This window comes from Yersinia intermedia (assembly GCF_900635455.1).
GTDB classification, from domain to species: domain Bacteria; phylum Pseudomonadota; class Gammaproteobacteria; order Enterobacterales; family Enterobacteriaceae; genus Yersinia; species Yersinia intermedia.
Genome location: NZ_LR134116.1, coordinates 3,752,798 through 3,770,209, shown reverse-complemented (window position 1 = coordinate 3,770,209; position 17,412 = coordinate 3,752,798). Strand labels below are relative to the sequence as shown.

Here is a 17,412-nt window from a genome sequence, read left to right as displayed (position 1 = left end):
ACCGAAATATCCTTGTTATAGTCTGGGCCATGCCTCGCAGCATGGACAATACAGCTCTTTCCGGTGCTTAGTATGAAACTGTCTACACCAATAGACAATTTGTATACTTCCTAAAGTGTAGAAATTTTATGTCAGCAAGTAAGAAAATCGCCCTGAGTGCATATTGGCTAACTTAGCTGCAAGCCATGCTGTTACGCCTATATATCATTATGGAACTTGTAATTACTTTTCGTCATTTCATAAGGCCATGCCCCCCCCCTATAGTCACCCTACGCTTTATCATGTAATTGAAGGACGTTGTGGACTATCTACCTCTATTTGCCGACTTGAAACAGCGCCCAGTATTGGTTGTTGGCGGCGGCGAAGTCGCTGCGCGAAAAATTGATTTACTCCACCGCGCGGGTGCACAGGTGAGGGTAGTGGCACAGGCTCTTTCATCTGAACTTGAACAACAGTCTCAGGATGGCCGGATTAACTGGCTGGCAAAGGTTTTTTTGCCGGAACAGTTGGATGACGTTTTTTTGGTGATTGCTGCCACGAACGATACCGTGCTGAATGCCGCTGTTTTTACCGCCGCTGATCAACGACATCTTTTGGCTAACGTGGTTGATGATCAACCCCGCTGCTCGTTTATCTTCCCGTCGATTGTCGATCGCTCCCCTCTCGTGGTGGCTATCTCCTCTGCCGGTCAAGCGCCGGTGCTGGCGCGGATACTGCGTGAGAAGTTAGAGGCCCTGCTACCTGCCAGTCTGAGTGATATGGCTGCTGTTGCCGGGCGCTGGCGTGGGCGGGTTAAACAGCATATCGCCTCGATGGGCGCGCGCCGTCGCTTTTGGGAAAATGCCTTTAGTGGCCGCTTTGCGAGTCTGATCAGTCGTGGTCAGTTAGCCCAAGCCGAAGATGAATTACAACGGGAACTGGAAGGGCAGCGCAGTACTCAAGGCGAGGTTGCCTTGGTGGGGGCAGGACCTGGTGATCCAGGTTTGCTGACATTACGTGGCCTGCAAGTGATTCAGCAGGCTGATGTGGTGTTGTATGACCATTTAGTTAGCCCGGAAGTGTTGGATCTGGTGCGGCGTGATGCTGAACGTATCTGTGTTGGCAAACGGGCGGGAGCACACTCGGTAGCCCAAGAAGAAACCAATCAATTAATTGTCTCGCTGGCGCAGCAGGGGAAACGGGTAGTGCGGCTGAAAGGGGGGGATCCGTTTATCTTTGGCCGTGGCGGTGAAGAACTGCAAATGGTGGCGCGTGCGGGTATCGCGTTTCAGGTGGTGCCGGGAGTGACGGCAGCGAGCGGGGCGACAGCTTATGCGGGTATCCCCCTGACACACCGTGACCATGCTCAGAGCGTAACTTTTATTACCGGGCATTGCCGCGCCGATGGCGATGATTTGGATTGGCAGGCACTGGCCAGAGGCCGCCAGACTTTAGCGATATATATGGGAACGGTGAAAGCCGCTGAGATTAGCCGTCAGCTCATAACCCATGGTCGGGCAAGTACTACCCCCGTAGCCGTTATTGGCCGGGGCACTTGTGCAGACCAACAGGTTCTGACGGGCACTCTGGCACAACTTGAATCATTAGCACATCAGGCACCGACCCCAGCACTGCTGGTTATCGGTGAAGTGGTGAATTTACATCACCAAATAGCCTGGTTCGGGCAACAACCGCAGACTGAACAGGCTATCAGCCCGTCAGTCGTGAATTTGGCATAAAGGATCTGTTATGGACGAAAAACGACTCACTCATTTGCGGCAATTGGAGGCGGAGAGTATCCATATCATCCGTGAAGTGGCCGCTGAATTCGGTAATCCGGTGATGCTTTATTCTATCGGTAAGGATTCCTCTGTGATGCTGCATTTGGCGCGCAAGGCCTTCTTCCCCGGTAATTTGCCATTCCCGTTATTGCATGTAGATACCGGTTGGAAATTTCGCGAGATGTATGAATTCCGCGACCGTACCGCTAAAGCATTTGGCTGCGAGTTACTGGTTCACCGCAACCCGGAAGGGGTGGCGATGGGCATTAATCCGTTTGTTCACGGCAGTGCCAAACACACCGATATCATGAAAACCGAAGGCTTGAAGCAAGCACTGAACAAATACGGTTTTGATGCTGCATTTGGTGGCGCACGGCGTGACGAAGAGAAATCCCGCGCCAAAGAGCGTATTTATTCGTTCCGTGACCGCTTCCATCGCTGGGATCCAAAAAATCAGCGCCCGGAACTGTGGCACAACTACAACGGCCAAATTAACAAAGGTGAAAGTATCCGCGTGTTCCCGCTGTCCAACTGGACTGAGCTGGATATTTGGCAATATATCTTCTTGGAAAAAATCGACATTGTTCCACTGTATCTGGCAAAGCCTCGTCCGGTGGTTGAGCGTGATGGCATGTTACTGATGGTGGATGATGACCGGATTGATTTACAACCGGGTGAGGTCATTACTCAGAAGATGGTGCGTTTTCGCACCTTGGGCTGCTGGCCATTGACTGGCGCGGTAGAGTCCGAGGCTGAAACCTTACCTGCCATCATTGAAGAGATGCTTATCTCTACCACCAGTGAGCGTCAGGGGCGAATGATCGACCGTGACCAATCCGGCTCGATGGAGCTTAAAAAGCGTCAGGGATACTTCTGAGGAGCGCCCAATGAGCACGAAATTACAAAACCAGTCCGTTGTCGATGAGCAGCCAGTTTCAGAGAACAAATCGATGATTTTACAAAATACTTCTATCGCCCAGCAGATTGCCAACGAGGGGGGAGTAGAAGCGTACCTGCATGCCCAACAGCATAAAACGATGTTGCGTTTTCTGACCTGCGGCAGTGTGGATGACGGTAAGAGCACCCTGATTGGGCGTTTACTGCATGATACCCGCCAAATCTACGAAGACCAGTTATCAACGTTGCACACCGACAGTAAGCGTATTGGCACTCAGGGTGAAAAACTGGATCTGGCGCTGTTGGTTGATGGCTTGCAGGCCGAGCGTGAGCAGGGCATCACTATTGATGTGGCTTATCGCTATTTCTCAACCGAGAAACGTAAATTTATCATCGCAGATACGCCAGGGCATGAACAATACACCCGCAATATGGCGACCGGGGCTTCTACCTGCGATCTGGCGATTTTGTTGATCGATGCCCGCAAAGGGGTGTTGGATCAAACTCGCCGTCACAGCTTTATCGCTACGTTGCTGGGGATCCGCCATTTGGTGGTGGCGGTGAATAAGATGGATCTGGTGGGCTATCAGGAAAGTGTCTTCGAACAATTTAAAGAAGATTACCTGAGTTTTGCCGAGCAGTTACCGACGGATCTCGATATCAAATTTGTCCCTCTATCTGCGCTGGATGGCGATAATGTGGCATCGCCGAGCGAGAAAATGAATTGGTATTCCGGCCCGACACTATTGGAAGTGCTGGAAAGTGTTGATGTGGTCAATGCCAGCCGTCAGCAGCCGCTGCGCTTCCCGGTGCAGTACGTCAACCGGCCAAACCTGGATTTTCGTGGTTATTCTGGCACGCTGTCTGCTGGCGTGGTGCGCGTTGGGCAAAGAGTAAAAGTACTGCCGTCCGGCGTGGAGTCAAATGTGGCACGCATTGTTACTTTTGATGGTGACTTGGAGCAAGCCATCCCCGGCGAAGCCATAACCTTGGTATTGACTGATGAAGTGGATATCAGCCGTGGCGATTTATTGGTTGATGCCAGTGAGACCTTAACAGCGGCGCAAAATGCGCTGGTGGATGTGGTGTGGATGGCGGAGCAGCCTTTGGTCGCGGGCCAAAGTTATGACATCAAAGTGGCGGGGAAAAAGACCCGTGCGCGGGTGGAAAATATTCAATATCAGGTGGAAATAAACTCATTGACCCAGCGGGTAGTCGAAAGCCTACCACTTAATGGCATTGGTTTGGTTGAACTGGCATTCGATGAACCGCTGGTGCTCGACAGTTATCAACGCAATCGGGATACCGGTGGCATGATCTTTATTGATCGGCTGACTAATGTCACGGTTGGCGCGGGGCTAATCCGTGAAACGTTGGCATCGGTTTACCAGGAAACGACTGAATTCAGTACATTTGAGTTAGAGCTGAATGCTTTGGTTCGCCGCCACTTCCCACATTGGGGCGCACGCGATCTGTTAGGAGGTAAATAACGTGCACGCCGATCAGTTGAAAACGTATGGTGCTAATGAGCAGGGCGCTCTGCCGGCCGATGAGAATATCGTCTGGCACCCCCATGCGGTAACCCGAGAGGATCGGGAGCAACAGCATGGGCATCAAGGGGTGGTGTTGTGGTTTACCGGTTTATCTGGCTCAGGGAAATCCACCCTTGCCGGTGCATTGGAACAGGCACTGTTTGCTCGTGGTGTTAGCACTTACTTACTGGATGGCGACAATGTGCGCCATGGCTTATGCCGTGATTTGGGTTTCTCTGATACTGACCGGCGCGAGAATATTCGTCGCGTCGGGGAAGTCGCCAAACTGATGGTAGATGCCGGTCTGGTCGTGTTGACGGCGTTTATTTCCCCTCATCGGGCCGAACGGGAAATGGTGCGCGATATGTTGGCATCAGGCCAGTTTATTGAGGTATTTGTGGATACGCCGTTGGCTATTTGTGAGGCCCGCGACCCAAAAGGTTTGTACAAAAAAGCCCGTGCTGGTGAACTGAAAAATTTTACCGGCATTGACTCTATTTATGAAGCACCTGGACACGCTGATATTCATTTGCCGGGTGAACAATTAGTAACAAATTTGATTGAACAATTGTTAGACGTACTGCGTGGTCGAGCTATTATCAAATCCTAAATGTTACCCTTCGTGCTTGAAGCTTACAGGGTTGTTAGTTGCACGCACTCACCTGAATCACTTGACTGTGTAAGCGAATCGGGATGTATTGGCTTGCTACCTGCCTGTTATGCTAATTACATTGGGTATCTATACTTATGGCTACCGGCAAAACGCCCTTAGAGTGTGCCGGTAAACTGTGCCCACAGGATTGCTATGCAGAATATCACCCAAATTACTATCGACGAACAGCGCGAAAGGGAGGAACCGCCATACTCCTTTCTCGGTGGCGTTACAGGTTTTGTTTTCTATTGGTTGGCGTTTGCGATACCTTTTTTTGTTTATGGCCCCAATACCGTCTTCTTCCTGCTGTACACTTGGCCGTTCTTTCTGGCGCTGATGCCAGTTTCAGTGCTGATCGGTATTGTTTTGAGTGTGTTATTGCGCGGTAATCTCTTATTTACCATTGGTGGGAGTGGTATTGCAGTCTTGTGTTTATTCTGGATGCTGTTTTCATTTCTTACCGGATGGTGAGTAAATCGGCGGGCTATTCGTTTCATCCGATAATAGCCCGCTTCAATTTGTAACAGGTTCAATTTGTAACAGGTTCACGCAGCAACAATTTACCCTTGCGCTGAAAGCACCTTACTGAGGAATGCCTGAGTGCGCGGGTTAGTGGGGGCGGTAAAGATTTTTTCCGGTTGCCCCTCTTCTTGTATCACCCCTTGATCAATAAACAGTACCCGGTCGGCGACATCTCTGGCAAAGCCCATTTCATGTGTCACTACTACCATGGTCATCCCTTCCAGTGCTAATGCTTTCATCACCGCCAGCACTTCACCGACTAACTCCGGGTCTAGCGCTGAAGTTGGTTCGTCAAACAACATGATTTTAGGTTCCATTGCCAAGGCTCTGGCAATGGCGACGCGTTGCTGTTGCCCGCCAGACAGGCTGCTGGGATAGGCATCAATCTTATCGAGTAATCCCACCTTACGTAGCAACAATTCGGCCCGTTCTATGGCTTGCGCTCGTGGCAGCTTTTTAACATCCATAGGTGCCATGATCAGGTTTTCCAACACCGTCATATGAGGGAAGAGATTAAAACGCTGGAATACCATACCAACGCTTTCGCGCATACGGTTGAGATCGGTTTTCGGGTTATGGATCTCAAAGCCATTAACGGTTATTTCCCCCCCGGATAACGTTTCTAACGCATTAATACAGCGCAAAAACGTGCTTTTACCGGAACCCGATGGGCCAATGATGCAAACCACTTCTTTTGGCTGAATTTCGCAAGAGATACCGCGCAACACATGGGTTTCACCAAATTGTTTCTGTAGGTTATGTACGTGAATCACTTTTACCGAACCTCTTTTCCATATGCCGCACTAACAGCGAAAGTAAGAATGTGATAACCCAATAAACCAGCGAAATGGTTAGGTATGGCTCCCAATAAGTCGCATAAGCACCGGAGACGGTGCGAGCGGCATAGGCTAAGTCAGCCAGGCCAATCGCGGACGCCAGCGATGAATCTTTTACGATAGCGATGGCATTGTTACCCAGTGGCGGTAACATCCGGCGGAAAGCCTGAGGCAGAATAACCTTACGCATCGTTTTGCCGTAACTCATTCCCAATGAGCGCGAGGCTTCCATCTGGCCGCGATCAATTGACTGAATGCCCGCGCGGAAGATCTCAGAAACATAAGCACCGGCGTTTAGCGTGATAGCCACGACGCAAGATAAAAAAGCACCGTAATCTGAGCGCAGCATTCTGGCAAAATCAGAAGACATAATGCCATTAGTAACCAGAATGCCATCCCGTGGGTTAATAAACAGTGGCACTAGCGCGAAATGCACCACCATTATCTGCACAAATAAGGGTGTGCCACGAATAGCACTGATATAGATGCGCACTGGCCATTGAACGAAATAATACAATACCGGCTTCCAGATACCGTGAGGCGCTTGCGCCAGACGGCCCAGACCGAGGGTTAACCCCCAGGTTGTGCCAAGAATCACACAGATAATGGTGCACTTAATCGTCATCCAGGCACCGTCCATAAACAGTGGGGCGTATTCCTGAATGATTTCCCAACGAAATCCTGACATAGGGTGATCCGGTCAATCAAGCCACCGCGCATTCACGCAACGGTGGCATATATAAGAAAGGGTTATTTTGCTGGTTGGGTTGCCGCTGGCAGTGTTGGTACCTGTGCATCAAACCATTTTTCATAGATTTTGGCGTAAGTGCCGTCAGCAATGATTTTCTGCAAACCACTGTTGATTTTGGTGCGCAATTCTTCATTACCTTTCGCCACCGCAATACCGAAATATTGGCGCTCAAACTTGGTATCGGAAACCAGTTCAAATGCTTTTTCCGGGTGGGTTTTCAGGTAGAACTTGGCAACACCTACATCACCTACGGCGGCAGCGATGCCATCTTCGTAGAGTTCTTGCAGCATCAGTGGCGTGTTATCGAAGCGTTTGATCGCAGTGCTGTTTTTACCCAAAACATCGGATACCACGATGTCGCCGGTGCTTGAGTTCACCACACCAACATTCAGATCTTTCAGTGCCGCAATGGAATTAACTTTAGAGCCTTTAGCCACGACGATAGTTTGTTCTGCTGGGAAGTAAGGATCTGAGAAATCAACCATTTGCTTACGTTTATCGGTAATCGTAATACCGGAAATGATAATGTCGCGATCACCGGAGCCTAACGTGGCAAAAATTCCTTCCCACGGCGTATTCACCAATTTGACCTGAAAACCTTCAGCTTTGCCGATGGCTTTGATGATATCTATATCAAAACCTTCCAGTTGTTTTTGGCTATTTTCATACTCAAATGGGCGGTAGGTACCACCGGAACCGACAACATAAGTCGGCTCAACTGCCATAGCACTGCCCGCCGACAATACGGCTGCCAGACAAGTCCCGACCAGCATTAAACGTTTAAACATGTGAATCTCCCGGTAAAAAGTAGCAACGAGTGAAAGTGTGATTTTTATTTATGCAGTTTGAGTGCATAAAAATATACTTTTATACATGTAAACTCAACTGTAATAGGGGTTATTTGTTTTTAGCGAGATTAAATATGCAATTATAACTTGCGGGTTGGCATAAGCTAATGCCAAAAACAGTTTTTGCAGTGTTTATCTCTGCATGATTTGTTGGGGGCGATAAGTAGCAATAACAGCAGGACACTCGTGCGCTCAAAACCAGCAATTAATGACATTTTGTAGATTTGCATGGTATTTTTGCTGGAAGTCGTCCTTAATCTGAGCTTTATGACCTATTTCCGTCACAGAGTGGAGTCCGACGAAAAGTTGTGGGATGATTAGGCAGTTTTTCAGGGGGCGGGAATGGGGAAACTTACACTACTATTGCTGATTTTACTTGGCTGGTTACAGTATTCACTGTGGTTGGGCAAGAATGGTGTTCATGATTTTGTACGGGTTAAGGATGACGTGGCGCTGCAAGAGGCCAATAACGGCAAACTTAAAGCCCGGAATGATCAGCTATTTGCTGAAATTGATGATTTAAATGGTGGTCAAGAGGCTATCGAAGAGCGCGCACGTAACGAACTGGGTATGATCAAGCCCGGCGAAAGTTTCTATCGTCTGGTTCCTGACCAAGCCAGACGTAATGCGGGTATCCCTTCGACGCCAAATAACGCGCAATAATAAATAATGAGTAATTTTGCAGTTTCCCTTCCTGACGTCATTGCGGTATTACCGGCTGCGGGTATTGGCAGCCGTATGCAGACTGACTGCCCTAAACAGTATTTAACTGTGGCTGGCAAGACAATCATTGAACACGCTATTTTTTCTTTGCTTTGTCATCCTCGCGTCCAGCGCATTATCGTGGTGATACATCCGCAGGACACGCAGTTTTCAACGCTACCTATCGCGCAAGATCCGCGTATCACGCTTGTTCATGGTGGTGAGCAACGGGCTGATTCCGTAATGGCTGGTTTACAATGTGCGGGGCTTGCTGAATGGGTACTGGTTCATGATGCAGCTCGCCCTTGTTTGCATCTTGATGATCTTGAAAGGCTGCTGTCGATTATCGGCCATAGCCATGTCGGGGGCATTCTGGCCGCACCGGTACGTGACACCATGAAGCGCAGTGAGGCTGTTGTTCAAATTGGCGCTCATCCGGCCATTGCCCATACTGTAGATCGCCAAGCGCTGTGGCATGCCCTTACACCTCAACTTTTCCCGCTTGAGTTATTAAAAATATGTTTGTCCCGCGCCCTGCGAGAAGGGGCAGTGGTCACTGATGAAGCTTCTGCATTAGAACATTGCGGCTATCATCCGATATTAGTGTCTGGTCGTTCGGATAATATCAAAGTGACACGTCCTGAAGATTTGGCGCTGGCTGAGTTTTATTTAACCCAACGGCAATAGCCCAAATAATGGGTGTTGCAGCCAGTAAATTCCAGCAGGTTTGGCCCGGTCATTGTGATTCTGGTGAGTGAGCGCTGCTAATGCTACTGCAACCTCAAGTAACAAAGGCATTATAAGGAGTGCAATTAATGCGAATTGGTCATGGTTTCGATGTTCATAAATTTGGCGGAGCTGGCCCACTGATTATCGGCGGTGTGCGTATCCCATATGAGATGGGCCTCTTGGCGCATTCCGACGGTGATGTCGCATTACATGCTGCTACCGATGCACTATTGGGCGCGGCTGCGTTAGGTGATATCGGCAAATTGTTCCCTGATACCGATCCGGCATTTAAAGGTGCGGATAGCCGTGCTTTGTTGCGTGAAGCTTATCGCCGTATTCTGGCAAAAGGCTACCGGCTGGGTAATCTGGATATTACCATTATTGCCCAAGCGCCTAAAATGGCACCCCATATCCCGCAAATGCGCGTGCATTTGGCGGAAGACCTACAATGTCATATGGATGATATCAACGTAAAAGCTACCACCACGGAACAACTTGGTTTTACTGGCCGTGGTGAGGGTATTGCATGTGAAGCAGTGGCGCTTTTGGTTAAAGCATAACAGGGTTAAGGCATAACGATGGACATGGAAAATCTAACCTGGCTGCACGGCAAACCTAAAGCGAGTGGCATTTTAAAAGCCAATCCCGAAGATTTTGTGGTGGTCGAGGATTTAGGCTTTGAACCGGATGGTGAAGGCGAGCATTTGCTGATCCGTATTCGCAAAAATGGCTGTAATACGCAATTTGTTGCTGATTATCTGGCGCGTTTTGCCAAGCTTCATCCGCGTTTGGTGAGCTATGCGGGGTTGAAAGATCGCCACGCCGTCACAGAGCAGTGGTTCTGTTTGCACCTACCGGGCAAAGAAGCACCGGATCTCGCTACGTTCGAGCTGGAAGGGTGTGAAGTGCTGGAAGCAGTGCGGCAGAAACGTAAGCTGCGCATTGGGTCACTGAAAGGCAATGCTTTTACCCTGGTATTGCGCCATATCACTGATCGTCAGGATGTAGAACAACGTTTGCAACAGATAGCCGCACAGGGCGTTCCCAATTATTTCGGCAGCCAGCGCTTTGGCCGTGGGGGTAACAATCTGGTGCAGGCTCGCCTGTGGGCGAATAATGAAATTCGGGTTAAAGAGCGCAGTAAACGCAGTTTTTACTTGTCCGCCAGCCGTAGTGCAATGTTCAACCTGATTAGCAGTTGCCGTTTGTCACAACAGCAAGCAACTACGGTGCTGGCAGGTGACGCCTTACAGTTATCCGGTCGCGGCAGTTGGTTTGTGGCCGGCGCTGATGAATTAGCAGCGTTACAGCAGCGCGTTGATGCGGGTGAATTGAATGTGACAGCGCCACTACCGGGCGACGGTGAACTGGGAACGCAGGGCGAAGCATTGGCTTTCGAGCAGTCATGTCTGGTGGATCAAAGCGAATTACTGGCGTTGATTAAGCGTGAGCGTGTTGAAGGTGCCCGCCGGGCGGTACTACTAAAACCACAGAATATGGTGTGGAACTGGTGGGATGACGTAACCCTTGAACTTAGTTTCTGGTTACCCGCAGGCAGTTTTGCCACCAGTGTGGTAAGAGAAATAATGAATCAGGATAATGCCGATGCTGCGGATATTGCTGAGTAACGACGACGGTATTTCTGCGCCAGGGATACAAGCACTCGCCTCTGCATTGCGCGAGTTCGCGCAGGTACAAATCGTTGCCCCAGATCGCAATCGCAGTGGCTCTTCCAATGCACTGACTCTGGATAGTGCATTGCGCATTACCACATTATCCAACGGTGATATCGCCGTGCAGCAAGGCACTCCAACTGATTGTGTCTATCTGGGGGTAAATGCGTTAATGCGCCCGCGGCCCGATATCGTGGTTTCCGGTATCAATGCTGGCCCGAACCTGGGTGATGATGTTATCTATTCAGGTACGGTGGCCGCCGCGATGGAAGGGCGGCATTTAGGGTTTCCTGCTCTGGCCGTATCACTCAATGGTCATCAGCATTATGCTACCGCAGCGGCAGTGACTTGCCGTTTATTGCGTGCTTTACAACAAAAGCCGTTGCGCACCGGTAAGATACTTAATATTAATGTACCTGACTTACCCTTATCTGAAATTAAAGGTATTCGAGTCACACGATGTGGTAGCCGCCATCCGGCAGAGCAGGTATTTTGTCAACAAGACCCTCGGGGGCAAGACCTCTATTGGATTGGGCCACCGGGTGAGAAATTTGATGTGGCATCGGACACTGATTTTGCTGCGATTGAAGAAGGTTATGTTTCTATAACCCCACTTCAAGTTGATTTAACCGCCTATGCGGCGCAAGACGTAGTTGAAAACTGGTTAGCCAATATTACTGGTTAGCAAACACCTAGGGTGATGGGGAATGGTAAATAAACGCATGCAGACATTGTTGATGCTGTTACGTCAGCAAGGTATTCACGACGAGCGCTTGTTACAGGCGATCGAAGCGGTGCCGCGCGAGCGTTTTGTTGATGAGGCGTTGTCCCATAAGGCGTATGAGAATACAGCCCTGCCTATAGGTTCAGGGCAAACTATTTCCCAGCCTTATATGGTGGCGCGGATGACAGAGTTGTTGCAATTGACGCCGACTTCTCGGGTATTAGAAATAGGGACCGGTTCTGGCTATCAGACCGCAATTTTGGCGCATTTAGTCGAACACGTCTGTTCAGTCGAACGAATCAAAGGGCTACAGTGGCAGGCAAAACGTCGCCTGAAGCAACTGGATCTGCATAATGTCTCTACTCGCCATGGTGATGGCTGGCTAGGCTGGGCATCACGCGGGCCATTTGATGCGATCATTGTCACAGCCGCTCCGCCAGAGATTCCAAGTGCCCTACTTGAGCAATTGGATGACGGTGGGATATTGGTTCTTCCCGTTGGGGAGCAGGCTCAAACCTTGAAATGTGTGCAACGGCGGAACAATGAATTCCAAATTGAGACGGTAGAGGCAGTGCGCTTTGTGCCTTTAGTTAAAGGTGAATTGGCCTGAATAAATGTCTTTATACCTTCGTACTTCAAACCGCATGTGTGTTGGCTGCGCTTAATTGCCGCCTCCCTGCAACTTGAATTATTTAGGGTATATTTCAGTCTTAATCTTTAACTAAAGTCGAAGTGCAGTTTTTTTGTGCTAAAGATTGGCCGAAAATCAGTAACATAAATTTTATGGTATGGCAGGCGCGGTATTGATAGCATGCGCGCTTCTGTATCTTGTTTCTTCAGTGCGAGTCAGCATGTGTCTTGGCCTGCGCTGTGGAACCTTTTAATACTCAAAAATGAGTGGAATAGTCGTATTCGGCATGGTGTTTTAACTGTCGTTAACTGACCACTTTAACTACAGTGTAAAAGGTATTTTGGATATATCGCTTATTATTGCTGTCATGGGGGAAGCATGAGCACGGGAAGCCCAATGATTACATTACGCCGGGTTGCGGCATGTACGGTTATGAGTTTATGGTTGGTAGGTTGTACTAATGACTCCTCAACATCTGCGCCAATCAGCAGTGTTGGCGGTGAGCGTTCAGGGACCATGCTAAGTGGCTCGGATACGAATAGCTCCGGTAGTCGCATCGTTTATAACCGTAGTTACAACAGTATCCCCAAAGGAAGTTACAACGGTAATACCTATACCGTTAAGCGTGGTGACACGCTGTTTTATATTGCCTGGATAACCGGGAATGACTTCCGTGATCTGGCAGCAAAAAACAATATTGCTGAGCCATACAGTCTGAATGTTGGCCAATCTATTCAGTTAGGCAATGGGTCTGGTGGTGGAATGTTGGCCGCGACCGATGCCACATCAGGCGGAATGACAAAACCGCCAGCAAATATTCAGAACACAACTACAACGGTTGATTCTCAATCAACTAGCGCGTATTCTGGAAACTCGGGTAAACAGAATGTTGGTAAAATGTTACCAGCGTCAGGGGCAGTTGTCGCTACAACCGCACCTGTTACCGCGCCAAGCAGTACCATCAGCGATCCAACCAGTAATGGTGGTCCAGTTAGTAGCTGGAAATGGCCGACTGAGGGTAAAACGATCGATAGCTTCTCTGCTTCCGAAGGGGGCAATAAAGGGATAGATATCGCCGGTTCTCGTGGGCAACCCATCTTCGCTACAGCAAACGGGCGAGTTGTGTATGCTGGGAACGCACTGCGTGGTTACGGTAATCTTATTATCATCAAACACAATGATGATTACCTGAGCGCCTACGCTCACAACGATACAATGCTGGTCCGGGAACAAGAAGAAGTGAAGGCGGGTCAAAAAATAGCAACCATGGGTAGCACCGGAACCAGTTCAGTTAGATTGCATTTTGAAATTCGTTACAAGGGGAAATCCGTAAACCCGCTGCGTTACCTTCCGCAGCGATAGATTGGGCAGAATACGCTGTATTCTGCTCGCCGGATTCACGGGTAGGAGCAGCATATGAGCCAAAATACGCTGAAAGTTAACGAGTTGCATGAAGATGCTGATTTTGATGAAAACAGTACGGAAACTGAAATTTTCGATGAAAAAGCATTAGTAGAAGATGAACCTACTGAAAGCGAGTTAGCAGATGATGAGCTGTTGGCGCAAGGTGTTACCCAGCGAGTGCTGGACGCGACGCAGCTCTATCTTGGTGAGATTGGTTATTCGCCGCTGTTAACCGCAGAAGAAGAGGTTTATTTTGCCCGGCGTGCATTGCGCGGAGATGTGCCTTCACGTCGGCGTATGATTGAAAGTAACTTGCGGTTGGTGGTGAAGATCGCCCGCCGTTACAGTAATCGCGGTTTAGCGCTGCTGGATTTGATTGAAGAGGGTAACCTTGGTCTTATCCGTGCGGTGGAAAAGTTTGACCCTGAACGCGGTTTCCGTTTCTCCACTTATGCCACTTGGTGGATTCGTCAAACGATTGAACGGGCGATAATGAACCAAACCCGGACTATCCGTTTACCTATCCATATTGTTAAAGAATTAAACGTTTATTTGCGTACTGCACGAGAACTCTCTCATAAATTGGATCATGAACCGAGCGCTGAAGAGATTGCCGAGCAACTCGACAAACCGGTTGATGACGTGAGCCGTATGTTACGCCTGAACGAGCGTATCACTTCTGTTGATACACCGTTAGGTGGCGACTCAGAGAAAGCCTTGTTAGATATTCTGTCTGACGAAAATGAAAATGGTCCAGAAGATACAACGCAAGATGACGATATGAAGCAAAGTATCGTTAAATGGCTGTTTGAATTGAATGCTAAACAGCGCGAAGTGCTGGCCCGTCGTTTTGGTCTTTTAGGATATGAAGCAGCAACACTGGAAGATGTTGGCCGTGAAATTGGTTTGACGCGCGAACGTGTCCGCCAGATTCAGGTTGAAGGCTTACGTCGTTTGCGTGAAATTCTGCAAACGCAAGGCTTGAGTATCGAGGCGTTGTTCCGCGAATAAATAAATGTACCCGCCTTTCTGCAATACGAATTAGTTAGGGTATAGAGAGTTATTCTTATGAAACACAAAAACGGTGAACAGATGTTCACCGTTTTTTTATGCCTGTTTACACCATACTCTTCAGGCGATAAATCCATTCCAATGCCTGGCGTGGTGACAGTGAGTCTGGATCCAGAGCCTCTAGTGCTTCAACGGCAGGTGGTGTCTCTTCATTTAACAATGTCAGTTGTGAGCCATCAATCTTGCTGGCTGCTGCATTATTAGACAATGACTCCAGCTCTTTCAGTTTTTGCCGTGCCCGCTTAATGACATCACGCGGCACTCCGGCTAGCGCTGCGACCGCCAGACCATAACTTTTACTGGCAGCCCCATCCTGCACACTGTGCATGAAGGCGATGGTTTCGCCGTGTTCCATCGCATCAAGATGGACGTTTACCACACCTTCCATTTTTTCCGGCAGAGTCGTTAACTCAAAGTAATGAGTGGCGAACAGCGTCATCGCTTTAATACGGCTCGCCAGATTTTCAGCACAAGCCCAAGCCAGAGAAAGACCATCATAAGTGGATGTCCCACGACCAATCTCATCCATCAGCACCAGACTTTGCTCCGTGGCGTTATGCAGGATATTGGCCGTTTCTGTCATTTCGACCATGAAGGTGGAACGGCCTGAAGCCAGATCGTCAGCGGCACCTACGCGGGTAAATATGCGATCAACCGGACCAATGATAGCGCTTTCCGCTGGAACATAACTCCCCATGTGTGCCAGCAAGACTATTAAGGCTGTTTGGCGCATATAGGTACTTTTACCCCCCATATTCGGGCCGGTAATGATTAGCATCCGTCGCTGAGGTGATAACGTCAACGGGTTAGAAATAAAGGGCTCACTGAGAACCTGCTCGACGACCGGATGGCGGCCACCGGTAATTTTAATCCCCGGTTTATCACTCAGAGTTGGGCAGTTGTAGTTGAGTGTTTCTGCTCTTTCAGCCAGATTCGCCAGTACATCCAGTTCTGCTAACGCATTGGCACTGATTTGCAATTCAGGCAGATGTGGCAACAGAAGATCAAAAATCTCTTCATATAACCCTTTTTCAATCGCCAGCGCTTTGCCTTTAGAGGTCAGAACCTTATCTTCATACTCTTTCAGTTCTGGAATGATATAGCGCTCAGCATTCTTCAGGGTTTGTCTACGCACATAATGAATCGGAACCAAGTGGCTCTGGCCACGGCTTACCTGAATGTAATAGCCATGGACACCATTAAAACCGACCTTCAGTGTATCCAGGCCCAGCTTTTCACGCTCACGGATCTCCAGCCGATCCAGATAATCGGTAGCACCATCGGCCAGAGCCCGCCACTCATCGAGTTCAGCATTATAACCCGGCGCAATGACACCCCCATCACGTACTAACACTGGCGGCGCTTCTACAATTGCCCGCACCAACAGATCCTGTAATTCATCAAACTGACCGACTTGTGACAACAAGTTTTGCACGTGGGGAACATCCACCGATTGCAGTAGACGGTGAATCTCCGGCAATTGCTGGAAAGCATGGCGCATCCGCGCTAAATCTCTTGGGCGCGCAGTGCGCAGCGCCAAACGCGCCAAAATACGTTCTAAGTCGCCTACCTGACGCAACGGCGTTTGCAGTTCGGCAGTGATATCTTGCAAGCCACCGATTGCTTGTTGGCGATCGCTTAATACCTTGATATCGCGCACCGGCATATGCAGCCAGCGTTTCAACATGCGGCTGCCCATTGCGGTCACACTGCAATCGAGAATAGCAGCTAACGTATTTTCAGACCCACCAGACAGGTTCTGAGTCAGTTCAAGATTACGACGGGTCGCGGCATCCATCACAATGCCATCTTGCTGGCGCTCCATGGTTAAACCACGGATATGGGGCAGGGAGGTGCGTTGGGTATCTTTGACATATTGCAGTAGGCAGCCCGCGGCACGCAGTGCCTGGTGGGCCTGCTCTACACCAAACCCGATTAAATCACGGGTGCCGAATTGCAGATTAAGCTGCTGACGGGCGGTTTCTAGCTCAAACTCCCATAATGGGCGGCGGCGTAAGCCATGTCGATGTTCTATCAACGACATCTGCTCAAAATTTTCTGGGTAAAGTAATTCTGCGGGATGAGTTCGTTGCAACTCGGCTGCCATAGTTTCAAGATCAGCGGGTTCCGCAACCCTAAAGCGACCGGAACTGATATCTAACGTTGCATAGCCAAAGCCGCGCGCATCCTGCCAGATGGCCGCCAGCAGATTATCCTGGCGTTCTTGTAACAGAGCTTCATCACTGACCGTTCCTGGTGTCACGATACGCACTACTTTGCGCTCAACCGGGCCTTTACTGGTGGCCGGATCACCGATTTGCTCGCAAATTGCAGCGGACTCACCTAACTGAACCAGCTTCGCCAGATAGTTTTCTATCGAATGATAAGGTACCCCAGCCATCGGAATCGGCTCACCTGCGGAGGCTCCCCGTTTAGTGAGTGAGATATCCAGTAGCTGTGAAGCTCGCTTGGCATCACTGTAGAATAGTTCGTAAAAATCCCCCATCCGGTAGAACAATAGGATTTCAGGATGCTGGGCCTTGAGCCGAAGATACTGCTGCATCATGGGTGTGTGTGAATCTAAATTCTTATTGTCAATCATAGACATAATTTGTTTATTCCATTGAATTTAAAGTAAATTGTGATTTTAGTTATTATCATTAAGTATCACGTTGTCTCA

General features: G+C 49.3%; 17 protein-coding genes. 13 read left to right on the top strand and 4 right to left on the bottom strand.

What is annotated here, in order from left to right; translation table 11 throughout:
* The first annotated feature begins 299 nt into the window (after window positions 1–299).
* The 5 genes from cysG to EL015_RS17315 all read left to right on the top strand — a co-directional run bounded on the left by cysG (window position 300) and on the right by EL015_RS17315 (window position 5,312).
* Window positions 300–1,718, top strand: coding sequence for a siroheme synthase CysG (gene cysG / locus EL015_RS17335; RefSeq protein ID WP_005181629.1), 1,419 nt, complete (start codon window positions 300–302; stop codon window positions 1,716–1,718).
* A 10-nt stretch (window positions 1,719–1,728) separates the two neighbouring features.
* A complete protein-coding gene (gene cysD, locus EL015_RS17330; RefSeq protein ID WP_004706274.1) occupies window positions 1,729–2,637 on the top strand; it encodes a sulfate adenylyltransferase subunit CysD in 909 nt (302 codons plus the stop codon).
* Between the two features lie 10 nt (window positions 2,638–2,647).
* Entirely contained in the window at window positions 2,648–4,147 is a 1,500-nt protein-coding gene (gene cysN, locus EL015_RS17325) for a sulfate adenylyltransferase subunit CysN (protein ID WP_005181630.1), read from the top strand.
* Between the two features lies 1 nt (window position 4,148).
* Window positions 4,149–4,799, top strand: a complete 651-nt coding sequence (gene cysC / locus EL015_RS17320) for an adenylyl-sulfate kinase (RefSeq protein ID WP_005181631.1) — start codon at window positions 4,149–4,151, stop codon at window positions 4,797–4,799.
* Window positions 4,800–4,994: 195 nt separating this feature from the next.
* A complete protein-coding gene (locus tag EL015_RS17315; protein ID WP_005181632.1) occupies window positions 4,995–5,312 on the top strand; it encodes a DUF3561 family protein in 318 nt (105 codons plus the stop codon).
* A gap of 89 nt (window positions 5,313–5,401) precedes the next feature.
* On the opposite strand, the gene EL015_RS17310 is transcribed toward EL015_RS17315, so the two are convergent.
* The 3 genes from EL015_RS17310 to EL015_RS17300 all read right to left on the bottom strand — a co-directional run bounded on the left by EL015_RS17310 (window position 5,402) and on the right by EL015_RS17300 (window position 7,738).
* Window positions 5,402–6,136, bottom strand: a complete 735-nt coding sequence (locus EL015_RS17310) for an amino acid ABC transporter ATP-binding protein (RefSeq protein ID WP_032905485.1) — start codon at window positions 6,134–6,136, stop codon at window positions 5,402–5,404.
* Window positions 6,120–6,887 carry an amino acid ABC transporter permease gene (locus EL015_RS17305; protein ID WP_005181636.1) on the bottom strand — a complete coding sequence of 256 codons (768 nt, stop codon included), beginning with the start codon at window positions 6,885–6,887 and terminating at the stop codon, window positions 6,120–6,122. Before EL015_RS17305 ends, EL015_RS17310 begins: the two co-directional genes overlap by 17 nt.
* A 62-nt stretch (window positions 6,888–6,949) precedes the next feature.
* Window positions 6,950–7,738, bottom strand: a complete 789-nt coding sequence (locus EL015_RS17300; protein WP_005181638.1) for a basic amino acid ABC transporter substrate-binding protein — start codon at window positions 7,736–7,738, stop codon at window positions 6,950–6,952.
* Between the two features lie 402 nt (window positions 7,739–8,140).
* Here EL015_RS17300 and ftsB point away from each other — a divergent pair, with 402 nt between their 5' ends.
* From ftsB to rpoS, 8 genes are all read left to right on the top strand, one after another.
* Window positions 8,141–8,461, top strand: a complete 321-nt coding sequence (gene ftsB / locus EL015_RS17295; RefSeq protein ID WP_005181642.1) for a cell division protein FtsB — start codon at window positions 8,141–8,143, stop codon at window positions 8,459–8,461.
* A gap of 6 nt (window positions 8,462–8,467) precedes the next feature.
* Window positions 8,468–9,187 carry a 2-C-methyl-D-erythritol 4-phosphate cytidylyltransferase gene (gene ispD, locus EL015_RS17290; RefSeq protein ID WP_005181645.1) on the top strand — a complete coding sequence of 240 codons (720 nt, stop codon included), beginning with the start codon at window positions 8,468–8,470 and terminating at the stop codon, window positions 9,185–9,187.
* 128 nt (window positions 9,188–9,315) lie between these two features.
* A complete protein-coding gene (gene ispF / locus EL015_RS17285; RefSeq protein ID WP_032905486.1) occupies window positions 9,316–9,789 on the top strand; it encodes a 2-C-methyl-D-erythritol 2,4-cyclodiphosphate synthase in 474 nt (157 codons plus the stop codon).
* Window positions 9,790–9,807: 18 nt separating this feature from the next.
* Window positions 9,808–10,857: a tRNA pseudouridine(13) synthase TruD gene (truD, locus tag EL015_RS17280; protein WP_005181652.1), complete on the top strand. Its 1,050-nt coding sequence runs from the start codon at window positions 9,808–9,810 to the stop codon at window positions 10,855–10,857.
* Window positions 10,835–11,587, top strand: coding sequence for a 5'/3'-nucleotidase SurE (surE, locus tag EL015_RS17275; RefSeq protein WP_072088679.1), 753 nt, complete (start codon window positions 10,835–10,837; stop codon window positions 11,585–11,587). Before truD ends, surE begins: the two co-directional genes overlap by 23 nt.
* A 22-nt stretch (window positions 11,588–11,609) precedes the next feature.
* Window positions 11,610–12,236, top strand: coding sequence for a protein-L-isoaspartate(D-aspartate) O-methyltransferase (locus tag EL015_RS17270; RefSeq protein WP_005181656.1), 627 nt, complete (start codon window positions 11,610–11,612; stop codon window positions 12,234–12,236).
* Window positions 12,237–12,653: 417 nt separating this feature from the next.
* Complete coding sequence (gene nlpD / locus EL015_RS17265; RefSeq protein WP_005181658.1) at window positions 12,654–13,619, top strand: murein hydrolase activator NlpD; 966 nt, start codon at window positions 12,654–12,656, stop codon at window positions 13,617–13,619.
* 54 nt (window positions 13,620–13,673) lie between these two features.
* Window positions 13,674–14,672, top strand: coding sequence for an RNA polymerase sigma factor RpoS (gene rpoS / locus EL015_RS17260; RefSeq protein ID WP_005181660.1), 999 nt, complete (start codon window positions 13,674–13,676; stop codon window positions 14,670–14,672).
* A 106-nt stretch (window positions 14,673–14,778) separates the two neighbouring features.
* On the opposite strand, the gene mutS is transcribed toward rpoS, so the two are convergent.
* Complete coding sequence (gene mutS, locus EL015_RS17255) at window positions 14,779–17,334, bottom strand: DNA mismatch repair protein MutS (RefSeq protein WP_032905554.1); 2,556 nt, start codon at window positions 17,332–17,334, stop codon at window positions 14,779–14,781.
* Between the last annotated feature and the right edge of the window lie 78 nt (window positions 17,335–17,412).